This window comes from Burkholderia sp. LFS061, from assembly GCF_047978125.1.
In the GTDB taxonomy this organism is placed as follows: Bacteria; Pseudomonadota; Gammaproteobacteria; order Burkholderiales; family Burkholderiaceae; genus Burkholderia; species Burkholderia pyrrocinia_C.
In genome coordinates this window covers 14279-32010 of sequence record NZ_JBFPFS010000046.1, presented here as the reverse complement: position 1 = coordinate 32010, position 17732 = coordinate 14279, and the positions used below count along the sequence as shown (strand labels likewise).

Below are 17732 nucleotides of genomic sequence, written 5' to 3'. Positions count from 1 at the left end.
GGGTGTCGGACTCCGAAACGGTCTCTCGCGCTGCGCCTGTAAAACACGGTAATCTCTCGGTCTTGCCTGCTCCCGGCAGGCTTCAGACGCCCGATCACGCCAGGTATTTCCTCAATGACAGCGACCGTTTCCTCCCGCTGGGCGCGGGTGCGCCCGCTCTGCACGACGCTCGTCGCCTTCTGGTGCTGCACGGTCGCCGCGCAGCCGCTGCCGGCCACCGCCACCGCGCCCGCCCCCGCTGCGGCCGGCACGCCGGTGGCCGCTGCCCCCGCCGCAACGCCCACGGCCACGCACGACTGCACGGCCGACGGCGGCCCGGCCGGCCGCCCGTCGATCGGCCTCGTGCTGTCCGGCGGCGGCGCGCGCGGCTATGCGCACCTCGGTGTGCTGAAGGTGCTCGAGGAAAACCGCATTCCGATCGACTGCATCGCGGGCACCAGCATGGGCGCGGTGGTCGGCGGACTGTATGCGAGCGGCATGGCTGCCGAGGACATGCAGAAGCGCCTGTCGGAAGTCAACCTCGCCGACGTCGCGTTCGACGTGACCGACCGCGCCGACCTCCCGCAAAGCCGCCGCGAGGATGAGCGCTACTACATCAACGGCCTGACGCTCGGCTTCGGCGCGAAAGGCGTGAAGGCACCGGCCGGCCTCGTGCAGGGCAACCGGCTGCAGGCGCTGCTCGCGGACTGGACGGCCGCCGTGCCGACCAACCAGTCGTTCGACCGGCTGCCGATCCCGTACCGCGCGGTCGCGACCGACCTGCAGACGGGGCAGATGGTCGTGCTCGACCACGGCTCGCTGCCGCTCGCGATTCGCGCAAGCATGGCGATGCCCGGCCTGTTCGCGCCGGCCGAGATCAACGGCCGCGCACTCGTCGACGGCGGACTCGTCAGCAACCTGCCGGTCGACACCGCACGGCAGATGGGCGCGCGCGTCGTGATCGCGGTCGACATCGGCTCGCAACTGCGCCCGCTCGACGCGCTCGCGTCGCCCGCCGACGTGATGCAGCAGATGGTCGGCATCCTGATCCGCCAGAACGTGACCGCGCAGCGCCAGCAGCTCGCCGCACAGGACGTGCTGCTCACGCCGAACCTCGGCTCGCTCGCGTTCACCGATTTCCAGAACGCGGGCCAGGCGATCGCCGCCGGAGCGGCTGCCGCGACCGCGGCGCTGCCGAAGCTCAAGCGCTTCGCGCTCACGCCCGAGCAATACGCGGCGTACCGGTCGGCCCACGCACAACCGCTGCCACCGCCGGTCCGGATCACGAGCATCGAAGTGCGAACCAACGGCGGCGTGCCGAAACGCGTCGTCCACGATGCGCTGCACGTGAAGCCGGGCGACATCTACGATCCGAACTCGGTCAGCAAGGACCTGCTTGCGCTGACGACGAGCGGCAACTTCGAGAGCGTCACGCAGCAGGTCGTCAGCGAGGGCAACGAGAACCGGCTCGTGATCGACGCGCGCGAGAAATACTGGGGGCCGAACTTCCTGCTGTTCGGGCTCGGGATGTCGAGCAGTTCGAGCGACGAAGGCGGCTTCCGCCTGCATCTCGGCTATCGCCGGCCGTGGCTCACCGAGTCGGGCCTCGAGTTCCGCGGCGATACGACGCTCGGCAGCGACCGGCAGTCGGTCCATCTCGAACTGCGCCAGCCGCTGTCGTCGAGCACGGGGCTCTATGTCGCGCCGTACGCGGAATACGAGCGGCGCTTCGCGAACGTCTACGACGACGACATCAAGCTCACGCAGTACCGGTTGCAGACCGAACGCGTCGGCTTCGATTTCGGCATCCCGATCCAGCGCCTCGGCGATTTCCGGGTCGGCCTCGCGTATGCGCACGGCTATGCATCGCCGGATTACAACGTCCCGCTCGACGTCGGGCCGAACGGCGAGCCGACCGAGTTCCTGTTCGACGGCACGAACGGGCGGCAGCTCAGTGCGCGCGCCCGGCTGCTGATCGACCAGCTCGACGATCCGCAATTCCCGCGCAAGGGCTACTTCAGCGAAGTCCGCGTCGAGCGCTCGTTGGTGTCGAGCAACGAGCACCAGTACACCGAAGTGTTCGGCAAGGCGATCGTCGCGCAACAGTTCGGGCGGCACAGCGTGAACGCCAGCATTGAGGCCGGCAAGAGCTTTGGCGGCGTGAGCCCGGTCAATCAATTGGACTTCACGCTCGGCGGCTTCCAGCACCTGTCTGCCTATGCGGCCGACCAGCTCAACGGCAACGCGCTGGTCTACGGGCAGGTGACCTACATGAACCAGTTGATGTCCTTCAACGCATCGCCGATCAAGGCGTTGTTCGTCGGCGCAAGCGCGGAACTGGGCAACGTGTGGTCGCTCGATACGTCCGTCAGCTCGGGGCCGCTGAAGCAGAGCTACTCGTTCTTCACCAGCCTGACGACGTCGTTCGGGCCGATCTATGTCGGTATCGCGCTCGCGCCGGGCGGCCGGCACAACCTGTATTTCCAGCTCGGCCGCACGTACTGACCCTGAGCGGAAGCCGCGTCGGCGGCATCGCCGCGCAAGCGTCAGGGAAACGCGGCACGGACAGGTATCCGTGCGGGAAACGCAACGCAGGGAATGCCGACGATGCGCCCGAAACCGATGCGCGTGGCCGTCATGGCCGTTGACGGGCGGGCCTCGTGCGGCGTATTGCTAGACAGGCCAGCTGATCTCGAAGCGCGCGCCGCCGAGCTCGACCGGCTCGACGACCGCGATCCGGCCGTTGTGCGCATGGAGCACCTGCCGCGTGATCGACAGGCCGAGCCCGTAGCCGCCGGTGCGGCGGTCGAGGCGCACGAACGCGTCGAAGATCCGTTCGCGCTCCTGCTCCGGCACGCCGGGGCCGTCGTCCTCGACGAAGATCCCGATGTTGCCGTGCTCCATCGCGATGCCGACGACGATCCGCGAGTGCGCATACTTGCTCGCGTTGCGCAGCAGGTTGCGCATCGCGTACGACATCAGCCGCCGGTCCATCTTCACGCGCAGGTTCGACTCGAGCGCGACGCGCGATTCGATCGTGCACTCCGGATACAGCAGTTGCGCGTCGTTGACCTGGTGCTCGAACCACGCGACCGGCGCGGTCATCTCGAGGTTCGACTGCAGCGAGCTGTATTCGAGCCGCGCGAACGTGAGGCTCATGTCGATCAATTCCTCGAGCTCGGTCACGTCCTGCGCGATGCTCTCGAGCGCGCCCTGGTATTCCGCGGCAGAAGCAGGCTCGCGCAGCATCTCAAGCGCGAAGCGCACGCGTGCGAGCGGCGTGCGCAGCTCGTGCGAGATGCCGTTCGTGAGATCGCGCTGCGCGGCGATCAGCCGCTCCATGCGCATCGCGAGCGCGTTCAGCGTCCGCGCGAGCGGGCCGATGATCACGCTGTGCGATTCGCGTGCGCGCGTGTTGAAGCGTCCGCCGGTGAAGTCGATCGCGCGCTCGCGCACCATCACGAGATCGGACCAGACCGGCCGCATCCACCGGTATGCGGCCAGCGCAGGCGCCGCGAACACGAACGCGAGCACGATCCAGATATCGCCCGGCAGCGCGTCGAACGCATGCCATACGACCTGCGGCGACAATTCGACGCACAGCGCGAGCGCCGGCACAAGCGCGGTCAACAGCACGAGGCCGAGCAGATGCAGGTAGGTACGCACGTAAAGGCGCGACCAACTCGGAATGCGGTCGGCGCGCGTATCGGTCCACGCGCGGCGGAAATGCAGCCAGCGCCATCTGACATAGCGCAGCGTCGACAACGGCGGTGCATCGGGGTGCGAACGGGTTCGTCGGATCATCGCGGCTCCCGGCTGGCGGGCGGATTGCCCGCGCGGAACGTGACGGCGTCGCCTGACGGCGGCGTCATTCCCACGCGTGCTTGCTGAATTGATAACCCTTGCTGCGGATCGTCTTGATCCGCTGCGGGTTGCTCGCGTCATCGCGCAGCTTGCGGCGCAGCTTCGAAATGCGCCCGTCGATCGTACGGTCGAGGCCGTCGAATTCGACGCCGCGCAACTGCAGCATCAGGTCGTCGCGGCTGACGACTTCGCCCGCATGGCACACCAGCGCCCACAGCAGGTCGAATTCGGCCGACGTCAGATCGGGCGTGCTGCCGTCGGGCAGCACGACGGTGCGGTCGGTGCGGTCGATCGAAAACTTGCCGAACGCGTAGCGCTCGGGCTGCGATGCGGCGCTCTCGACCGTGCGCGCGGGCGCGCGGCGAAGCTGCGCCTTGATCCGCGCGAGCAGGATGCGCGGCTCGACCGGCTTGTGCACGTAGTCGTCCGCGCCAAATTCCAGGCCCAGCAATTCGTCGAACGGCTCGTCGCGCGCCGTCACCATGATGATCACGCCGTCGTACTGCTTGCGCGCCTCGCGGCAGATTTCGAAGCCGTCCTTGCCCGGCAGGTTCACGTCGAGAATAACGAGATCGGGACGAATGGACAGGATCGCCGGCACCGCGGCGTCACCATGCAGCACAGTGTCGACTTCGTAGTCGTTCTTGCGCAGGTAGCCTGCGATCAGCGTGGACAGGCGGGTGTCGTCTTCGACGAGCAGGATGCGAAAAGACATGGGCAACGGTCGGGTCATCGGGGAGGCCGCGGCGGCGCCGGTCATTCCCGACGCCGGCCATCGGCCGAAACGTACCGCATGATACTGCGCCCGCCGATTGCCCGTTTGCCTGTCTCAAAAATAAGGGCGCGATGCTGGTCGCGCTTGACGAATCGGCGCCGGGACGGTTCCATACGGGCTCGCCGGAATCCGGGCCACGCCTCTACCCTGCCTGACGTGATGAATTACCAGACGATCCTCGAACGCATCCACACCGAACTCGCCCCCTGGATTGGCCAGGGACGGGTTGCCGACTATATTCCCGAACTCGCGAAAATCCCCGCCGACAAGTTCGGGATGGCCGTCGTGACGCTCGACGGAAACGTTTACACAGTCGGCGACGCGTACGAGCGCTTCTCGATCCAGAGCATCTCGAAGCTGTTCGCGTGCACGCTCGCGTTCCAGCTGCTGGGCGATGCGCTGTGGGAGCGGGTCGGCCGCGAGCCGTCCGGCACCGCGTTCAATTCGCTGGTGCAGCTAGAAAGCGAGCGCGGCAAGCCGCGCAATCCGTTCATCAACGCCGGCGCGCTGGTCGTCACCGACGTGCTGTGCCGCCGCTTCGTGAGGGCCGAGACGGCGCTCGTCGAATTCGTGCGGCGGCTGATCGGCGCGACCGATATCGACTACGATTCGCGCGTCGCGCTGTCGGAGCTGCAGCACGCGGAGCGCAACCGCGCGATGGCGCATTTCATGGCGAGCTTCGGCAACATGCAGATGCCGCCCGACACGGTGGTCGACGCGTATTGCCGCCAGTGCGCGATCACGATGAACTGCGTCGAGCTCGCGCGCGCCGCGCTGTTCCTCGCGAACGGCGGCGTCGCGCCGGTGACCGGCGAGCGCATCGTCGATTCGAGTTCCGCGAAGCGGCTGTCGGCGCTGATGCTGACCTGCGGCACCTACGACGCGGCCGGCGATTTCGTGTATCGCGTCGGGCTGCCCGCGAAAAGCGGCGTCGGCGGCGGGATCGTCGCGGTGCTGCCCGGCGAGATGGCCGTGTGCGTGTGGGCGCCGGGGCTCGATGCTAATGGGAACTCGCTGGCGGGGACGTTGGCGTTGGAGTGGTTGACGACTTATACGGGAAGGTCGATTTTTTGAGGCGGGGAAGAACCGGCCAACTGGATGCCCCGCCAGGCAAGACCTCCATCTTCCCGCCGACGGAATACGCGTTGAATTGCCGATAGCCTGAATGCAACCATTCGGATCGCACCATGACTGAGCCTCGTCTGACATTCCGTGACCAGAACGAATGGGAAGGCTGGTTGACGCAAAACGGCGATACCTCGACCGGGATATGGCTGCGTCTTGCCAAAAAAGGCGCCGGGCAACCCACCTTGACTTACGAACAGGCGCTGGAAAGTGCCCTTTGTCATGGCTGGATCGACGGTCAAAAGCAAACTGAAAGCGAAGCATACTGGTTGCAACGTTTCACTCGACGCTCCGCAAAAAGCATCTGGTCCAGGCTCAACAAAGACCGGGCCGAAGCGCTGATCGCAGCAGGCAGAATGCTGCCTTCGGGCATGCGGGAAATCGAGAAAGCCAAACAGGATGGCCGCTGGGAGGCTGCCTATACGTCCGCCAGCAACTCGGTCGTGCCGGACGACCTGCAGGCCGCACTGGATGCCAATCCCAAGGCCAGCGCGTTCTTTGCGACGCTGAACGGCCGAAACCGCTACGCCATCCTGTTTCGGATACAGAACGCCAAAAAGCCCGCGACACGGGTGCGCAAGATCGAAGAGTTCATCGACATGCTGAATCGCGGCGAAACCATTCATTCGTAGACCGGGAAGTCGACAGCCAACGAAGGTCACCGGCCGATGCCGCGCACAAGGCGGGCAATCCGCAGCCGCATGCCGCCACACGTGAATCCAGAAGCCGATCGCCTCTCGCCTCTGGAAATCAACGATGTGGCATTCCTACCGTTAGGCTCGGCCGGCTTCAGTCGTATTGGATCGGCCGGCACACGGTGAGCGCGCGCCGTGGCGGGCGTACGAGAGCGGAAAGCCGTGCACAATATCGCATGCGAGTTCCAGACCTTGAATGCCTTGTCACCGTCACCATGCCCTTCGGAAAATACAAAGGCCGACTCATCGCCGATCTACCCGGGCATTACCTCAATTGGTTGGCCCGCGAAGGATTCCCCCGGGGCGAGCTCGGCCGGCAGCTCGCACTGATGCACGAAATGGACCATAACGGCCTGAGAGGCTTACTCGAGCCGCTGCGCAAACGCGGATAGCGCCACAATCACGTGCTATTGACCCCGGTGCGCCATACCGGCCCCGTCTCGATTCAGTGGTTGTCGTTGATCGTGATCGGCGGCAACCGACCCGGAGCGGTCCATCGGATTTGCCTGTAGTGGCCATTCACCACGGTGTCGGGATGTATTGGGGTAGCCGTAGGTACAACGCCAGTCAACGGTCGAAGCAGAAGACACCGTCTGCGCACACTGACGCAAGACGATCAAGTTCCAGAAAAGTCATGTCCGTGAAATTTTAGCCAAGCCCGGGGGTAGGCCCGAGCCACTGAAAATTCTCCCGCTCCCGTTCGCATCGCGTCTACCCGCACCGTGACGGCCGGAGCAATGCATCTGGCGGAAAATCTTCATAGGACTTCGGGGCATAGCCCCAGACTCTGGCAACGTCCCCCCTGACCTCAAACTCGAAGCCAATTTTTGCGAGCTTACTCAAAACAAGCGTTGAGTGATCGATGGCCGCGTGCCTGACCGAAGCCTGCTCACGCAATCCGAGATCAATCCACTCAACCCCCACAAATGGAAACGGTAGGTGGTAGAACCACTCGACATCCCATCCCGACACATGCCCGTTGACCCATTTTGAACGGTACGAGGGCCGCCATCCGTCCAGACCACGCATGAATGAAATCAGCTCGTTCCATTTCGTGTCATTGGCCAGAGCCCCGACGAACTTCTTTTGCACCTGCGATAGAATTTTTGCCTTGTCGATACCCTTTGGCAGGGCATCAGCCATAGGAAGCTCAGACTGCATTTACTCACCTCTGGTAGTCGCGGGCGATGCGATTGTCGGCGATCTAAGCACTGAGGTCGAGTAACCGCTTCTGGCTGCGGATTCAACACCCAATGCAACGTAGCGCTCACCCGCCCGCTCGGTACCAAAGCAACCACATACGGGTTTATATTCCGGAATCCAATCACGCTGGCGCTGGAGTAGTTGACGACGTAAACGGAACGATCGATTTTCTGAAACCCCGCAGCGGTTACTGGAGGAGAACGTCACGCATGAATCCGGACAACGTATCGAATGTTGCAATGGCAGCCCACGCGAACCCCGGCGGCAGCGCTTCCGCACCGGTTCCCGCCATCAATCCGTCGCAAACCGCGTTGCTCGTCATGCATTACCAGACCGACATCCTCGGGCTCTTTCCGTCGGTCGCCCCCGAATTGCTCGCCAATACGCGCAAGCTGTGCGACACGGCGCGAGCCGGCGGCGTCGGCGTCTGGTTCGCGAACCTCCGGTTCAGCCCCGGCTATCCGGAAGTCAGCACGCGCAACAAGAACGGCCAAGGCATCAAGCAGCTCGGCCTGTTCCTCGACGACGGCACGTGCCCGGAGCTGGACCGGCAGCCCGACGAACCGCTGATCGTCGCGCACCGCGCGAGCGTATTCTTCGGCACCGATCTGCAGGCGCGGCTGGTCGCGCAAGGCGTCGATTCGCTGATCATGGTCGGCATCGCGTCGACCGGCGTGATGCTGTCGTCGATCGCCTACGCGAGCGACGCGGACTTCCGCCTGTATACGGTCAAGGACTGCTGCTACGACCCGGACCCGATCGTCCACGAGCATCTGTTCTCCACAGCGTTCGAATCGCGCACGACGGTGCTGTCGCTCGCGGACGCATTGCGGCTGCTCGGATAACGGACCCGGTTGTTCGTCGCGTGGAGCGCGCTGCCGGCGGTACTGACCACCGGCCAGCAGCGCGTCGCGGATGCCGCATGGAGCGGCGCCGTAGGATGCGCAGCCCGACACGGTCGACGACCACGAGCCCCCGTTCGACACGCCGGAATCAGCCCGGCTGCGGTGATTGCACATCCCGCCGAAGCCATGACGGGCGACGACGTGCGCGATGCCGCGCACGTCGACCGCCTCCCCCCTTACTTCGCGATAAACACGCCCGACGTCGGGCACGTGCCCTGCGTATTGCCGTCCGTCACGAGCGACGCGGCGCTCGGGAACTGCGTGGTCGCATTCGTCTTCACCGCGATCCACGCTTCGGTGAAATAGCTGACGCCATTGGTCTTCGTGCACTTCAGCGACACCGCGCTGCGCGTATTGCTGCCGAACGCGCCTTCGAATGCGGACAGCAACTGGTTACGCGTGACCGTCTTGCCCGCGTTCGCCTGCAGGTACGCATTGAACGACGTGTTGCCGAGCCGGCTGATCATGCCCGACGCCTCGTTCCAGTACGCATCGGGCGACGCTGAATTCGAGCAGGTGCCGTGCTTGAACCACTCGTGCTTGTCGAGACACGATGCAACGCCCGGCATGTACGTCGACAACGTGTTGCGGGTCGCGCTGCTGATCGGGTAGGCATCCATGCTGCACCACTGGTGCGCGTTGTCGAGGTCGACGTCGTTCTGCGGCACGCCGCAGTAGAACGGCTGGTTGCCGTCGTACCGGTTCGGCCACAGGCCATGCAGCGACAGGCTCGTCGCCGCATACGAGCCGGCGAGGTTCGTGCATTCGGGTGTGTCGTGCGACGCGCAGAAACCGGGCTCCCACGACGCGGCGAGCAACAGGTAGTCGTAGCTGGTCTGCGCGGTGGCGGGCAGCGAGGCGGAAGCGACGGCGAATGCGACAGCGGCGCGGGCGAGCGTCTTGAGCATGGCGTTTCCTCGGAAAAGGCTTGCGGTCGCGGGATGCGCCGCAAGATTGTCGAATGTCTGCCCGCGATTGTTGCTGCCGCAACGTGGCACGAATGTGAAGGTAGCCGAATTATGTGCGGTGGCGCGGGCGTGTGCCGTCGCACCGCGCGATACCCGAGCGGAACGCGGACGCAAGCTCGGCGGCTTGCTCCGCGCCCTGCCCGATACCGCACACGGCCGACGCGTGCCGCCACTCCGGCGGCACGCCGTTGCTCACGATCCAGCCCCCAGTTGCTTGCATGCGCGCGCAACCGATTCGGGACCTTCGAGCACGAGGATCTGCCACACGCCGACGCTGACGCGCCGGCGCGCCGCCGTCGACGCATCCGCCAGCAACGCCTCGACGCGCGGCGCGGCATCCGGCGCCTGCTGCTTCAGCGCCGCGTGATGCCGCGCGCGCGACGCCGGCCCGGATTCGTACACGTCGCACAGGCGCACCATGCCGGCGAGGCCGGCCGTGTCATCGTCCTTGTCTATCGCACCCGGCTCGACCGGCGCGAGCCCGTTGCGCTCCGCCTCCGGCAGCTTGCTGCGCGCGCCTTCGTCGATCGACGTGGCGGATGCCGGCGGCAGCCCGCCCATCGCCGCAACGATCCGGCTGCCTGAGGCGATCATGTCGCCCTGGCACTCGATCTTCTCGGCGGCCGCGACATTCGAGCAGAACGACACCGAAACCCGGTACACGTCGTTGCTCATGCGCGGCACGTCGTCCGTGCTCGCCTGTGCGAGGCCGGCGCTTGCCAGCGCCAGCACAGCGGGAATCAGGATGCGGAAAGCGCTCGTCTTGTTCATTGTCGTTTGTTGTTTGTCGGGTTCTGACGGCGGGCAACTTCGCCGGGCCACACGATGGCGGCTCCTGCGGCGCCGGGCCCTCATCCGGCGCCACGCGATTACTTCACCGACGCAGCCTCCGATCCGCCGGACGACAGCGCCGCGCTGTCCTGCTCGCGCCACGCGCGGCGCGACGCCACGATCGCCTTCACCGCCGAGCGCGCGACCTTCCACCACGCGAACGGCCGCGGGTCGGCCAGCATGCTGAGCGCGCGTGCATAGTCGAGCGTGAGGCCGGGCGTCCACGCCATCGTCACCGCGCGCTTGCGGATCTGCGCGGCAACCCACAGCTCGGGCGTGAGCAGCAGCCGGACGAACGCGCCCCACCCGGCCCGCGTGCCCTTCAGCCGCCATACCGCGCCGTCGAGCGCGGCTTCGAGCGCATTCGACACGGTGCTCGAGCAGTTGCGGTGCGTGAGGTTGTACGTCGCGTTCTGCCGGTATGCCGACCAGAACGCGTCGAGCTTCGCCGCATCGTAGTTGCGGATCCGCACACGCACGGTCGACGGGCACCACGCCTTCGACTCGGTCGCGTAGTCGGGCTGGAACAGGCCCGGCACATCGTTTTCGCGCGTGGCGCGCAGGATGCGCGTGAATTCGTCCGGAGAACGATCGATTTCGACGCCCGGATACAGGCTGATATAGATACCCTCCGGCGACTCCAGCGCCGCGTGCCCGGTCGAGATCACGCCGTTGACGTCCACCGCAGCGATATAGCGGTCGATCACCGGATAGCGCTGCGCTTCGGCCTTCGACGTGCCGGTCGGCGTCCATACGTGCACGGTGAGTGCGCGCTCGCCGTCGGCCGGCGGGCCGTCCCATTCGGATTGCGCGAAATGCGGCCGGTCGCGCGCATCGTCGAGGTCGGGCGCGAGCGCCGGCGCGGGCGACGTCGCGAACGCGGGATTGCGCGTGAGCCGGCGCACGCGCGCGGCGAGGCTCAGCATGTGCATCCCGCCGAAGATCAGCAGCAGGCCGAGGCAGTACGGCACGGTGCCCACATAGTGCGTCGGGTACGGCTGGAAGAAGAAGATCGCCAGCAGGATTTCGACGACACCCCACGCGAACGCGACGTTCCAGCGGCGGTAGCGCACCATCCATGCGGACGTGCATTGCAGCAGCCCGTCGACGAGGAACAGCGTGCCGAAGATCATCGACAGCAGGAAATGGCCGTGGTGATGGCCGGCAAACACAAGCCCCGCGGCCGCCACGACCACGATGCCCTTCACGTAGCGCAGGATGCGCTGCCCGCCGACGCCGCTGCCAGCCACCGCGAGCGTTGCGAGCCCTTCGATCAGAAACAGCCACGCAAACAGCTCGATCGGGAAATGCAGCGCGCCGTCGAACGCGTCGACGAAGATGACGACGCCCGCGACGACCCACACCCAGCCAAGCACGGTCAGCCCGCGCCAGCGGGTTCGTAGATATTCGATGCCCAGCAGCAGCAAGATCAGTCGTACCATCGCGCCCTCGTGTCATTTTTCTGGATACGCGCGGCCACGCGTTTCCTGTCATTCCGACCGTACGTCGCGCCACGCGCCGGTCGGAAAGCGGCAATCGTTGCCGGCGCGTCATGCCGTCGACACGACCGATGGCGGCCGGCACGCGCCGCTCTGGCCGAATAATAAGATATGGCGACGCAGGTTGAAAGGCTGGCGAAAACGTCTTCGGTGCGACGCTGAAGGGTCCGACGGCCCGCTGCCACGGCAGATTACCCGTTCGACAACGCGCGGCGGATACGCGAGAATCCTGCTTCCGAGGGCGAAAGCCACTGAACTGAACCGCACCAGACGGGACAACAAGAAATGAGCATATCGATCACGCGCCGGCGCCTGCTGGCCGCCGGCATGGCCGCGAACAGCCTCGCGCTGTCGGGCTGTTTCACGCCGAAGCTGTACAAGGATGACGCATACAGCGAAAACGTATCCGGATTCATGATGACCGAGGACGGCAAGAAGCTGGTCGTCCTCGGCACGCGCTATCACTACATCTTCGATCTGCCGGCCCAATTGCGGCCGGTACTGCAATCCGGCTACCGGAAATCGCTGCGCACGACGTTTGCCGGCTTTCATGCGAGCGGCGGCAGCGTCACCGGCCATTACCGGATCGTGTTGCCGAAGGACGCATCGGAAGACGATCGACAGGCCGCCGCCGACGACGGATTCACCAGCGCGCCGGCCGGTCTCGTGCTCGAAGGCGACATCGACGGCAAGCGCTATTCGACGGAAGGCTTCGCCGAGAAGGACAAGGGAGTCTCGCAGCCGTTCAACCGGCGGTATTCGGTGTACATCAAGGAATCGCCATCCGTTGTCGGCATGGGTCTGCGGATTCTCGCCACGCCGATCACGGTTGCCGCCGACGGCGTGCTCGTGCTGGGCGGCATCGTGCTCGTGCCGTTCGCGGCCATCGCGATCCAGGCAAACGGCGGCATCCGGATCATGTAAAGGGGCGCACGCGGCGCCCCTGCAGCGCCGGCGGAGCGGCCCGCGAACGTACACAACGACCGCAACCGGAGCATCGCCATGACCACCTCACCGCTTTACACGCCACCGCTCGGCCCGCAGCTCAGGCGCTGGCGCGCGCTACACCGCGTGAAGCAAAGCCACGCCGCAGAATTGTTCGGCGTCGCGCAATCGACGATCTCGCGCTGGGAAGCCGGCATCCAGCAGATGTCGCCCGACGAGCGCGCGACGGCCGAGCGGCTGCTCGCCGCGCGCCTCGATTCCGCAGGCGACCATGCGCTTGCGCGGCTCATCGCGGGCAGCGCGGGCCGCATGCATCTGGTGTGCGACCTCACGCACCGCCTGCTCGCCAGTTCACCGGCGCGTGCGGCCGAGTTCTCGCAGCCGCTGCCGATGCTGCTCGGCACGTCGCTGTGGCGCTACGCGACGCCGGAAATCGTCCGCATGGAAGCCGCGCTCGACACGCTCGGGTGGCACGATCGCGCGGGGCCGCCGAGCGTCGAATTCGACACCGGCGCGAATGCGTCGCGCGTCGTGCCGATCCGCGGCAGCACGTGCCGGTGGACGCGGATGACGCTGTCGGACGGCTCGGCCGCGCGGCTGGTCGAAACGCTCTAGCACGCCGCGCATATTTCATGCGTGGACGAACCGCGCGCGGCCGCCTTACGCTTGATGGCTCACCGCAAGGACTCCGACCATGACCCCCGACACGATCCACGCGCGCGTCGATTTCCTGCGCGAAGCCGAACGCCTGAAGAACGTGCTGCGCAGCGGCCACACGTCGGCCGGGCGCGCGGAAAGCACGGCCGAGCATAGCTGGCGGCTGTGCCTGATGGCGCTGGTGTTCACCGACGCGCTGCCCGGCATCGATACGCTGAAGCTGCTGAAGCTGTGCGTCGTCCACGATCTCGGCGAGGCGCTGCACGGCGACATCCCCGCGATCGAGCAGGCTGCACACCCGGACAAAAGCGCGCACGAACGCGACGACCTGCTGACGCTGACGGCGTCGCTCGATCGCACGCTGCGCGACGAGATCGTCGCGCTGTGGGATGAATACGAAGCAGCCGCGTCGCCGGAAGCGTGCGCCGCGAAGGCGCTCGACAAGCTCGAGACCATCCTGCAGCACAACCAGGGCAGCAATCCGCCCGATTTCGACTACGCGTTCAATCTCGGCTACGGCCGGCGCTATACCGACGCCGCGCCGCTGTTCAGTGCGATCCGCGATATCGTCGACGCGGATACGCGACGCAGAATCGACGCGGGCGGGCAGCGCGTGTAATCTCGCGGAATCGCGCGTTCGGCACACTCGTGAACCTGTTGATCGGCAGCGGCTTCACGCTCACGCATCTCGACGAATGGGGGCCGACGCAGGAACAGGTCGAGGCAATGCCCGCACTCGACGAGGAACGCGACCGGCCGATGACGGCAATCGTCGCCGCACAGCGGTAACAACGCGCCACGGCCTTCCCCGCCCCTTTCACAGATCGCAACAATGTCACCGCCCGGCCCCCGCTCCGGCACGTCGCTCGCACAATTCAGCACAATTTCCACACGATTTGGCGCGAAATCCTCGCTTACCATGAGCGCCTGATTCGAATCGGCACGCCCGCGCGATGCGTACGCGGATGCCGTCGCGGGCAACACGCCCGGCATGCGACGCCGACCGGATCGTCCCGCCCGGTCGCACGCATCACCGGCGCCCGCTTCATCCTCGCCGCATTCTCATGACTCAGAAGACCCATCGCCGTCGGCGCATCGTGCTGGCCACCATCGCAGTCGTTGCGATCGTCACAGGCGTCTCGCTCACGGTATTCGCGCCCGACAAGCATCCGCAGTACCTGTCCGCGCCCGTCACGCGCGGCGATCTCGAGAACGCGGTGCTCGCGACCGGCGCGCTGCAGGCGTTCAAGCAGGTCGACGTCGGCGCACAGGTATCGGGGCAATTGAAGACGCTGAAGGTGAAGCTCGGCGACAAGGTCGCGAAGGGCCAATGGCTCGCCGAAATCGATCCCGTGATCTCCGAAAACGCGCTGCGCCAGGCGCGCGCCAGCGAAGAAAGCCTGCGCGCGCAGCACCAGTCGACCGCCGCGCAACTGACGCAGGCGGAACTCGCATTCCGGCGCCAGCAGGCAATGCTGCCCGACGATGCGACATCGCGCGAGTCGTTCGAGGCCGCGCGCGCGACGCTCGACATGCAGCGCGCGACGCTCGCGTCGCTCGCCGCGCAGATCCGCTCGGCCCGCATCCAGATCGAGACCGCGCAGGCCAACCTCGGCTACACCCGCATCGTCGCGCCGATCGACGGCGAGGTCGTCGCGATCGTCACGCAGGAAGGCCAGACCGTGATCGCGCAGCAGCAGGCGCCGGTGATCCTGAAGCTTGCGGATCTCGACACGATGACCGTGAAGGCGCAGGTGTCGGAAGCCGACGTGATCCGCGTGAGCGCCGGCCAGACCGCGTATTTCACGATCCTCGGCGAACCGGACAAGCGCCACTACGGCAGGCTGCGCGCGATCGAGCCGGCGCCGCAGAACTTCGCCGACGCGCAGAGCGCGCTCGGCGGCGGCGCGGGCGGCGGCACGAAACCGAACGCCGCCGTGTTCTACAACGCGCTGTTCGAAGTACCGAATCCCGAGCACCGGCTGCGCATCGCGATGACCGCGCAGGTCGGCATCGTGCTCGGCAACGCGCGCAACGCGCTCAACATCCCGGCCGCCGCGCTCGGCGAAAAGCGCAAGGACGGCAGCTATGCGGTCCGCGTGCTGCGCGCCGACGGCAGCACGGTCACGCGCAACATCCGCGTCGGCATCAACAACAACGTACGCGTCGAAGTGCTGGCCGGCCTGAAGGACGGCGAGCGCGTCGTGATCGGCGAAGCCGCCGCGGACGAGCACGCGCCGCTGGCGGACGTGGTGTGACGATGCGCCAGCCCCTGCTGAAACTCTCGAGCGTCACGCGGCGCTTTCCGGCCGGCGACAAGGACGTCGTCGTCCTGAACAACGTCAACCTGTCGATCGACGCGGGCGAGATCGTCGCGATCGTCGGCGCGTCGGGCTCCGGCAAGTCGACGCTGATGAACATCCTCGGCTGCCTCGATCATCCGAGCGAAGGCATCTACACGGTCGGCGGACGCGACACGCACATGCTCGACAGCGACGAGCTCGCGCAGCTGCGCCGCGAGCACTTCGGCTTCGTGTTCCAGCGCTATCACCTGCTGCCGCACGTCGACGCGGCCGCGAACCTCGAAATGCCGGCGATCTATGCGGGCACCCCGCGCGCGGAGCGGCACGAACGCGCACGCGAGCTGCTCGCGCGGCTCGGGCTCGCGGATCGCGCTCACCACCGGCCCGGGCAACTGTCCGGCGGCCAGCAGCAGCGCGTGAGCATTGCGCGCGCGCTGATGAACGGCGGCCAGGTGATCCTCGCCGACGAACCGACCGGCGCGCTCGACACGAAAAGCGGCCAGGACGTGATCCGCATCCTGCACGAGCTGAACGCGCTCGGCCATACGATCGTCATCGTCACGCACGACAAGGACGTCGCGCGCCATGCGCGGCGCATCATCGAGATCTGCGACGGCGAGATCGTCGCCGACCGGCGGAATCGCCACTATGCGGAAGCGCTCGCGGAAGCCGGCATCGATGCGGCCGAAGCGGCAGCCGGCACGCCGGCCACGCGCGATCGGCACGACGACCCGCCGCCCGCCGACGCCGAAACCGGCACGCGCGCGCGCCGCTTCGCGGCCGGCTCCGGCCGCTTCGCCGAGGCGTGCCGGATGGCGTGGATCGCGCTCGTGTCGCACCGGCTGCGCACGCTGCTGACGATGCTCGGCATCATCATCGGCATCACGTCGGTCGTGTCGATCGTCGCGATCGGCGAAGGCGCGAAGCGCTACATGCTCGACGAGATCGGCAGCATCGGCACGAACACGATCAACGTCTATCCGGGCACCGACTGGGGCGACAGCCGCGCGGACGCGATCCAGACGCTCGTACCCGCCGATGTCGCCGCGCTCGCCGAGCAGCCGTACGTCGACAGCGCCACGCCCGAGACGTCGCGCACGCTGCTGCTGCGCTACCGCAACATCGACGTCAACGCGCTCGTGAGCGGCGTCGGCGACCGCTTCTTCCAGGCGCGCGGGATGCGTTTCGCGCTGGGCGTCGCGTTCGACGAGGACGCGGTGCGCCGCCAGGCGCAGGTGGCCGTGATCGACCAGAATACGCGCCGCAAGCTGTTCGGCGCGACGCGCAATCCGGTCGGCGAAGCGATCCTGGTCGACAACGTGCCGTGCGTCGTGATCGGCGTCACGGCCGACAAGAAGAGCGCGTTCGGCAGCGTGAAGAGCCTGAACGTGTGGGTGCCGTACACGACCGCGAGCGGGCGCCTGTTCGGCCAGCGCCATCTCGACAGCATCACCGTGCGCGTGCGCGACGGGCAGCCGAGCGCCGCCGCCGAGAAAAGCCTCGAAAAGCTGATGATCCAGCGCCACGGCCGCAAGGACTTCTTCACGTACAACATGGACAGCGTGGTCAAGACCGTCGAGAAGACCGGGCAGTCACTGACGCTGCTGCTGTCGCTGATCGCGGTGATCTCGCTCGTCGTCGGCGGGATCGGCGTGATGAACATCATGCTCGTGTCGGTCACCGAGCGCACGCGCGAAATCGGCATCCGGATGGCGGTCGGCGCACGCCAGTCCGACATCCTGCAGCAGTTCCTCGTCGAGGCCGTGCTCGTCTGTCTGCTCGGCGGTACGATCGGCATCATGCTGTCGTTCGGGCTCGGCGCGGTGTTCTCGATGTTCGTCGCGCAATGGAAGATGGTGTTCTCCGCCGGCGCGATCGTGACCGCGTTCGTCTGCTCGACGCTCACCGGCGTGATATTCGGTTTCATGCCCGCGCGCAACGCGTCGCGGCTCGATCCGATCGATGCGCTCGCGCGCGACTGAC

General features: G+C 66.4%; 17 protein-coding genes. 11 read left to right on the top strand and 6 right to left on the bottom strand.

Annotated features, from left to right (window positions below):
* Positions 1–114: 114 nt before the first annotated feature.
* Positions 115–2484, top strand: coding sequence for a patatin-like phospholipase family protein (locus tag ACNQQL_RS29575; protein ID WP_347067632.1), 2370 nt, complete (start codon positions 115–117; stop codon positions 2482–2484).
* 168 nt (positions 2485–2652) lie between these two features.
* Here ACNQQL_RS29575 and ACNQQL_RS29570 read toward each other — a convergent pair whose 3' ends face one another.
* On the bottom strand, positions 2653–3783 hold the full coding sequence (locus tag ACNQQL_RS29570) for an ATP-binding protein (protein WP_347067630.1): 1131 nt from the start codon (positions 3781–3783) through the stop codon (positions 2653–2655).
* Positions 3784–3847: 64 nt separating this feature from the next.
* Positions 3848–4558, bottom strand: a complete 711-nt coding sequence (locus ACNQQL_RS29565; protein WP_072444290.1) for a response regulator — start codon at positions 4556–4558, stop codon at positions 3848–3850.
* 219 nt (positions 4559–4777) lie between these two features.
* On the opposite strand from ACNQQL_RS29565, the gene ACNQQL_RS29560 reads away from it, so the two are divergent.
* From ACNQQL_RS29560 to ACNQQL_RS29550, 3 genes are all read left to right on the top strand, one after another.
* Positions 4778–5692: a glutaminase gene (locus ACNQQL_RS29560; protein WP_258284194.1), complete on the top strand. Its 915-nt coding sequence runs from the start codon at positions 4778–4780 to the stop codon at positions 5690–5692.
* A 113-nt stretch (positions 5693–5805) separates the two neighbouring features.
* Positions 5806–6375 (top strand): YdeI/OmpD-associated family protein, encoded by a 570-nt coding sequence (locus tag ACNQQL_RS29555; protein WP_204423229.1) that lies wholly within the window; start codon positions 5806–5808, stop codon positions 6373–6375.
* 239 nt (positions 6376–6614) lie between these two features.
* The gene (locus tag ACNQQL_RS29550; RefSeq protein ID WP_174417466.1) at positions 6615–6830 is read left to right on the top strand and encodes a DUF3820 family protein; all 216 of its coding nucleotides are present in this window, start codon (positions 6615–6617) and stop codon (positions 6828–6830) included.
* Positions 6831–7149: 319 nt separating this feature from the next.
* Here the strand turns inward: ACNQQL_RS29550 and ACNQQL_RS29545 are convergent, their stop codons facing one another.
* A complete protein-coding gene (locus ACNQQL_RS29545) occupies positions 7150–7581 on the bottom strand; it encodes a DUF6678 family protein (protein WP_347067626.1) in 432 nt (143 codons plus the stop codon).
* Positions 7582–7850: 269 nt separating this feature from the next.
* On the opposite strand from ACNQQL_RS29545, the gene ACNQQL_RS29540 reads away from it, so the two are divergent.
* Positions 7851–8486 carry an isochorismatase family cysteine hydrolase gene (locus ACNQQL_RS29540; RefSeq protein ID WP_347067624.1) on the top strand — a complete coding sequence of 212 codons (636 nt, stop codon included), beginning with the start codon at positions 7851–7853 and terminating at the stop codon, positions 8484–8486.
* Positions 8487–8722: 236 nt separating this feature from the next.
* Here ACNQQL_RS29540 and ACNQQL_RS29535 read toward each other — a convergent pair whose 3' ends face one another.
* From ACNQQL_RS29535 to ACNQQL_RS29525, 3 genes are all read right to left on the bottom strand, one after another.
* Positions 8723–9454, bottom strand: coding sequence for a ribonuclease T2 (locus ACNQQL_RS29535; protein WP_347067622.1), 732 nt, complete (start codon positions 9452–9454; stop codon positions 8723–8725).
* Between the two features lie 252 nt (positions 9455–9706).
* Positions 9707–10285, bottom strand: a complete 579-nt coding sequence (locus ACNQQL_RS29530; RefSeq protein ID WP_347067620.1) for a hypothetical protein — start codon at positions 10283–10285, stop codon at positions 9707–9709.
* Between the two features lie 98 nt (positions 10286–10383).
* Positions 10384–11787 carry a DUF308 domain-containing protein gene (locus ACNQQL_RS29525; RefSeq protein WP_347067618.1) on the bottom strand — a complete coding sequence of 468 codons (1404 nt, stop codon included), beginning with the start codon at positions 11785–11787 and terminating at the stop codon, positions 10384–10386.
* Positions 11788–12129: 342 nt separating this feature from the next.
* Between ACNQQL_RS29525 and ACNQQL_RS29520 the strand changes: the two genes are divergently transcribed.
* From ACNQQL_RS29520 to ACNQQL_RS29495, 6 genes are all read left to right on the top strand, one after another.
* Positions 12130–12768 carry a hypothetical protein gene (locus ACNQQL_RS29520; protein ID WP_347067616.1) on the top strand — a complete coding sequence of 213 codons (639 nt, stop codon included), beginning with the start codon at positions 12130–12132 and terminating at the stop codon, positions 12766–12768.
* A 78-nt stretch (positions 12769–12846) separates the two neighbouring features.
* The gene (locus ACNQQL_RS29515) at positions 12847–13404 is read left to right on the top strand and encodes a helix-turn-helix transcriptional regulator (protein WP_347067615.1); all 558 of its coding nucleotides are present in this window, start codon (positions 12847–12849) and stop codon (positions 13402–13404) included.
* A 79-nt stretch (positions 13405–13483) separates the two neighbouring features.
* The gene (locus ACNQQL_RS29510; protein ID WP_347067613.1) at positions 13484–14065 is read left to right on the top strand and encodes an HD domain-containing protein; all 582 of its coding nucleotides are present in this window, start codon (positions 13484–13486) and stop codon (positions 14063–14065) included.
* A gap of 29 nt (positions 14066–14094) precedes the next feature.
* Entirely contained in the window at positions 14095–14235 is a 141-nt protein-coding gene (locus ACNQQL_RS29505; protein ID WP_239483215.1) for a hypothetical protein, read from the top strand.
* A 275-nt stretch (positions 14236–14510) separates the two neighbouring features.
* The gene (locus tag ACNQQL_RS29500) at positions 14511–15704 is read left to right on the top strand and encodes an efflux RND transporter periplasmic adaptor subunit (protein WP_347067611.1); all 1194 of its coding nucleotides are present in this window, start codon (positions 14511–14513) and stop codon (positions 15702–15704) included.
* A gap of 2 nt (positions 15705–15706) precedes the next feature.
* Complete coding sequence (locus ACNQQL_RS29495; protein ID WP_347067609.1) at positions 15707–17731, top strand: MacB family efflux pump subunit; 2025 nt, start codon at positions 15707–15709, stop codon at positions 17729–17731.
* Position 17732 lies beyond the last annotated feature (1 nt).

Bases quoted from the DNA above. Each gene is read 5' to 3' on its own strand.
- ACNQQL_RS29560 (WP_258284194.1), top strand. From the start codon at position 4,778: ATGAATTACCAGACGATCCTCGAACGCATCCACACCGAACTCGCCCCC.
- ACNQQL_RS29570 (WP_347067630.1), bottom strand. From the start codon at position 3,783: ATGATCCGACGAACCCGTTCGCACCCCGATGCACCGCCGTTGTCGACG.
- ACNQQL_RS29520 (WP_347067616.1), top strand. From the start codon at position 12,130: ATGAGCATATCGATCACGCGCCGGCGCCTGCTGGCCGCCGGCATGGCC.
- ACNQQL_RS29500 (WP_347067611.1), top strand. From the start codon at position 14,511: ATGACTCAGAAGACCCATCGCCGTCGGCGCATCGTGCTGGCCACCATC.
- ACNQQL_RS29525 (WP_347067618.1), bottom strand. From the start codon at position 11,787: ATGGTACGACTGATCTTGCTGCTGCTGGGCATCGAATATCTACGAACC.
- ACNQQL_RS29575 (WP_347067632.1), top strand. From the start codon at position 115: ATGACAGCGACCGTTTCCTCCCGCTGGGCGCGGGTGCGCCCGCTCTGC.
- ACNQQL_RS29565 (WP_072444290.1), bottom strand. From the start codon at position 4,558: ATGTCTTTTCGCATCCTGCTCGTCGAAGACGACACCCGCCTGTCCACG.
- ACNQQL_RS29530 (WP_347067620.1), bottom strand. From the start codon at position 10,285: ATGAACAAGACGAGCGCTTTCCGCATCCTGATTCCCGCTGTGCTGGCG.
- ACNQQL_RS29515 (WP_347067615.1), top strand. From the start codon at position 12,847: ATGACCACCTCACCGCTTTACACGCCACCGCTCGGCCCGCAGCTCAGG.
- ACNQQL_RS29555 (WP_204423229.1), top strand. From the start codon at position 5,806: ATGACTGAGCCTCGTCTGACATTCCGTGACCAGAACGAATGGGAAGGC.
- ACNQQL_RS29545 (WP_347067626.1), bottom strand. From the start codon at position 7,581: ATGGCTGATGCCCTGCCAAAGGGTATCGACAAGGCAAAAATTCTATCG.
- ACNQQL_RS29550 (WP_174417466.1), top strand. From the start codon at position 6,615: ATGCGAGTTCCAGACCTTGAATGCCTTGTCACCGTCACCATGCCCTTC.
- ACNQQL_RS29540 (WP_347067624.1), top strand. From the start codon at position 7,851: ATGAATCCGGACAACGTATCGAATGTTGCAATGGCAGCCCACGCGAAC.
- ACNQQL_RS29535 (WP_347067622.1), bottom strand. From the start codon at position 9,454: ATGCTCAAGACGCTCGCCCGCGCCGCTGTCGCATTCGCCGTCGCTTCC.
- ACNQQL_RS29495 (WP_347067609.1), top strand. From the start codon at position 15,707: ATGCGCCAGCCCCTGCTGAAACTCTCGAGCGTCACGCGGCGCTTTCCG.
- ACNQQL_RS29510 (WP_347067613.1), top strand. From the start codon at position 13,484: ATGACCCCCGACACGATCCACGCGCGCGTCGATTTCCTGCGCGAAGCC.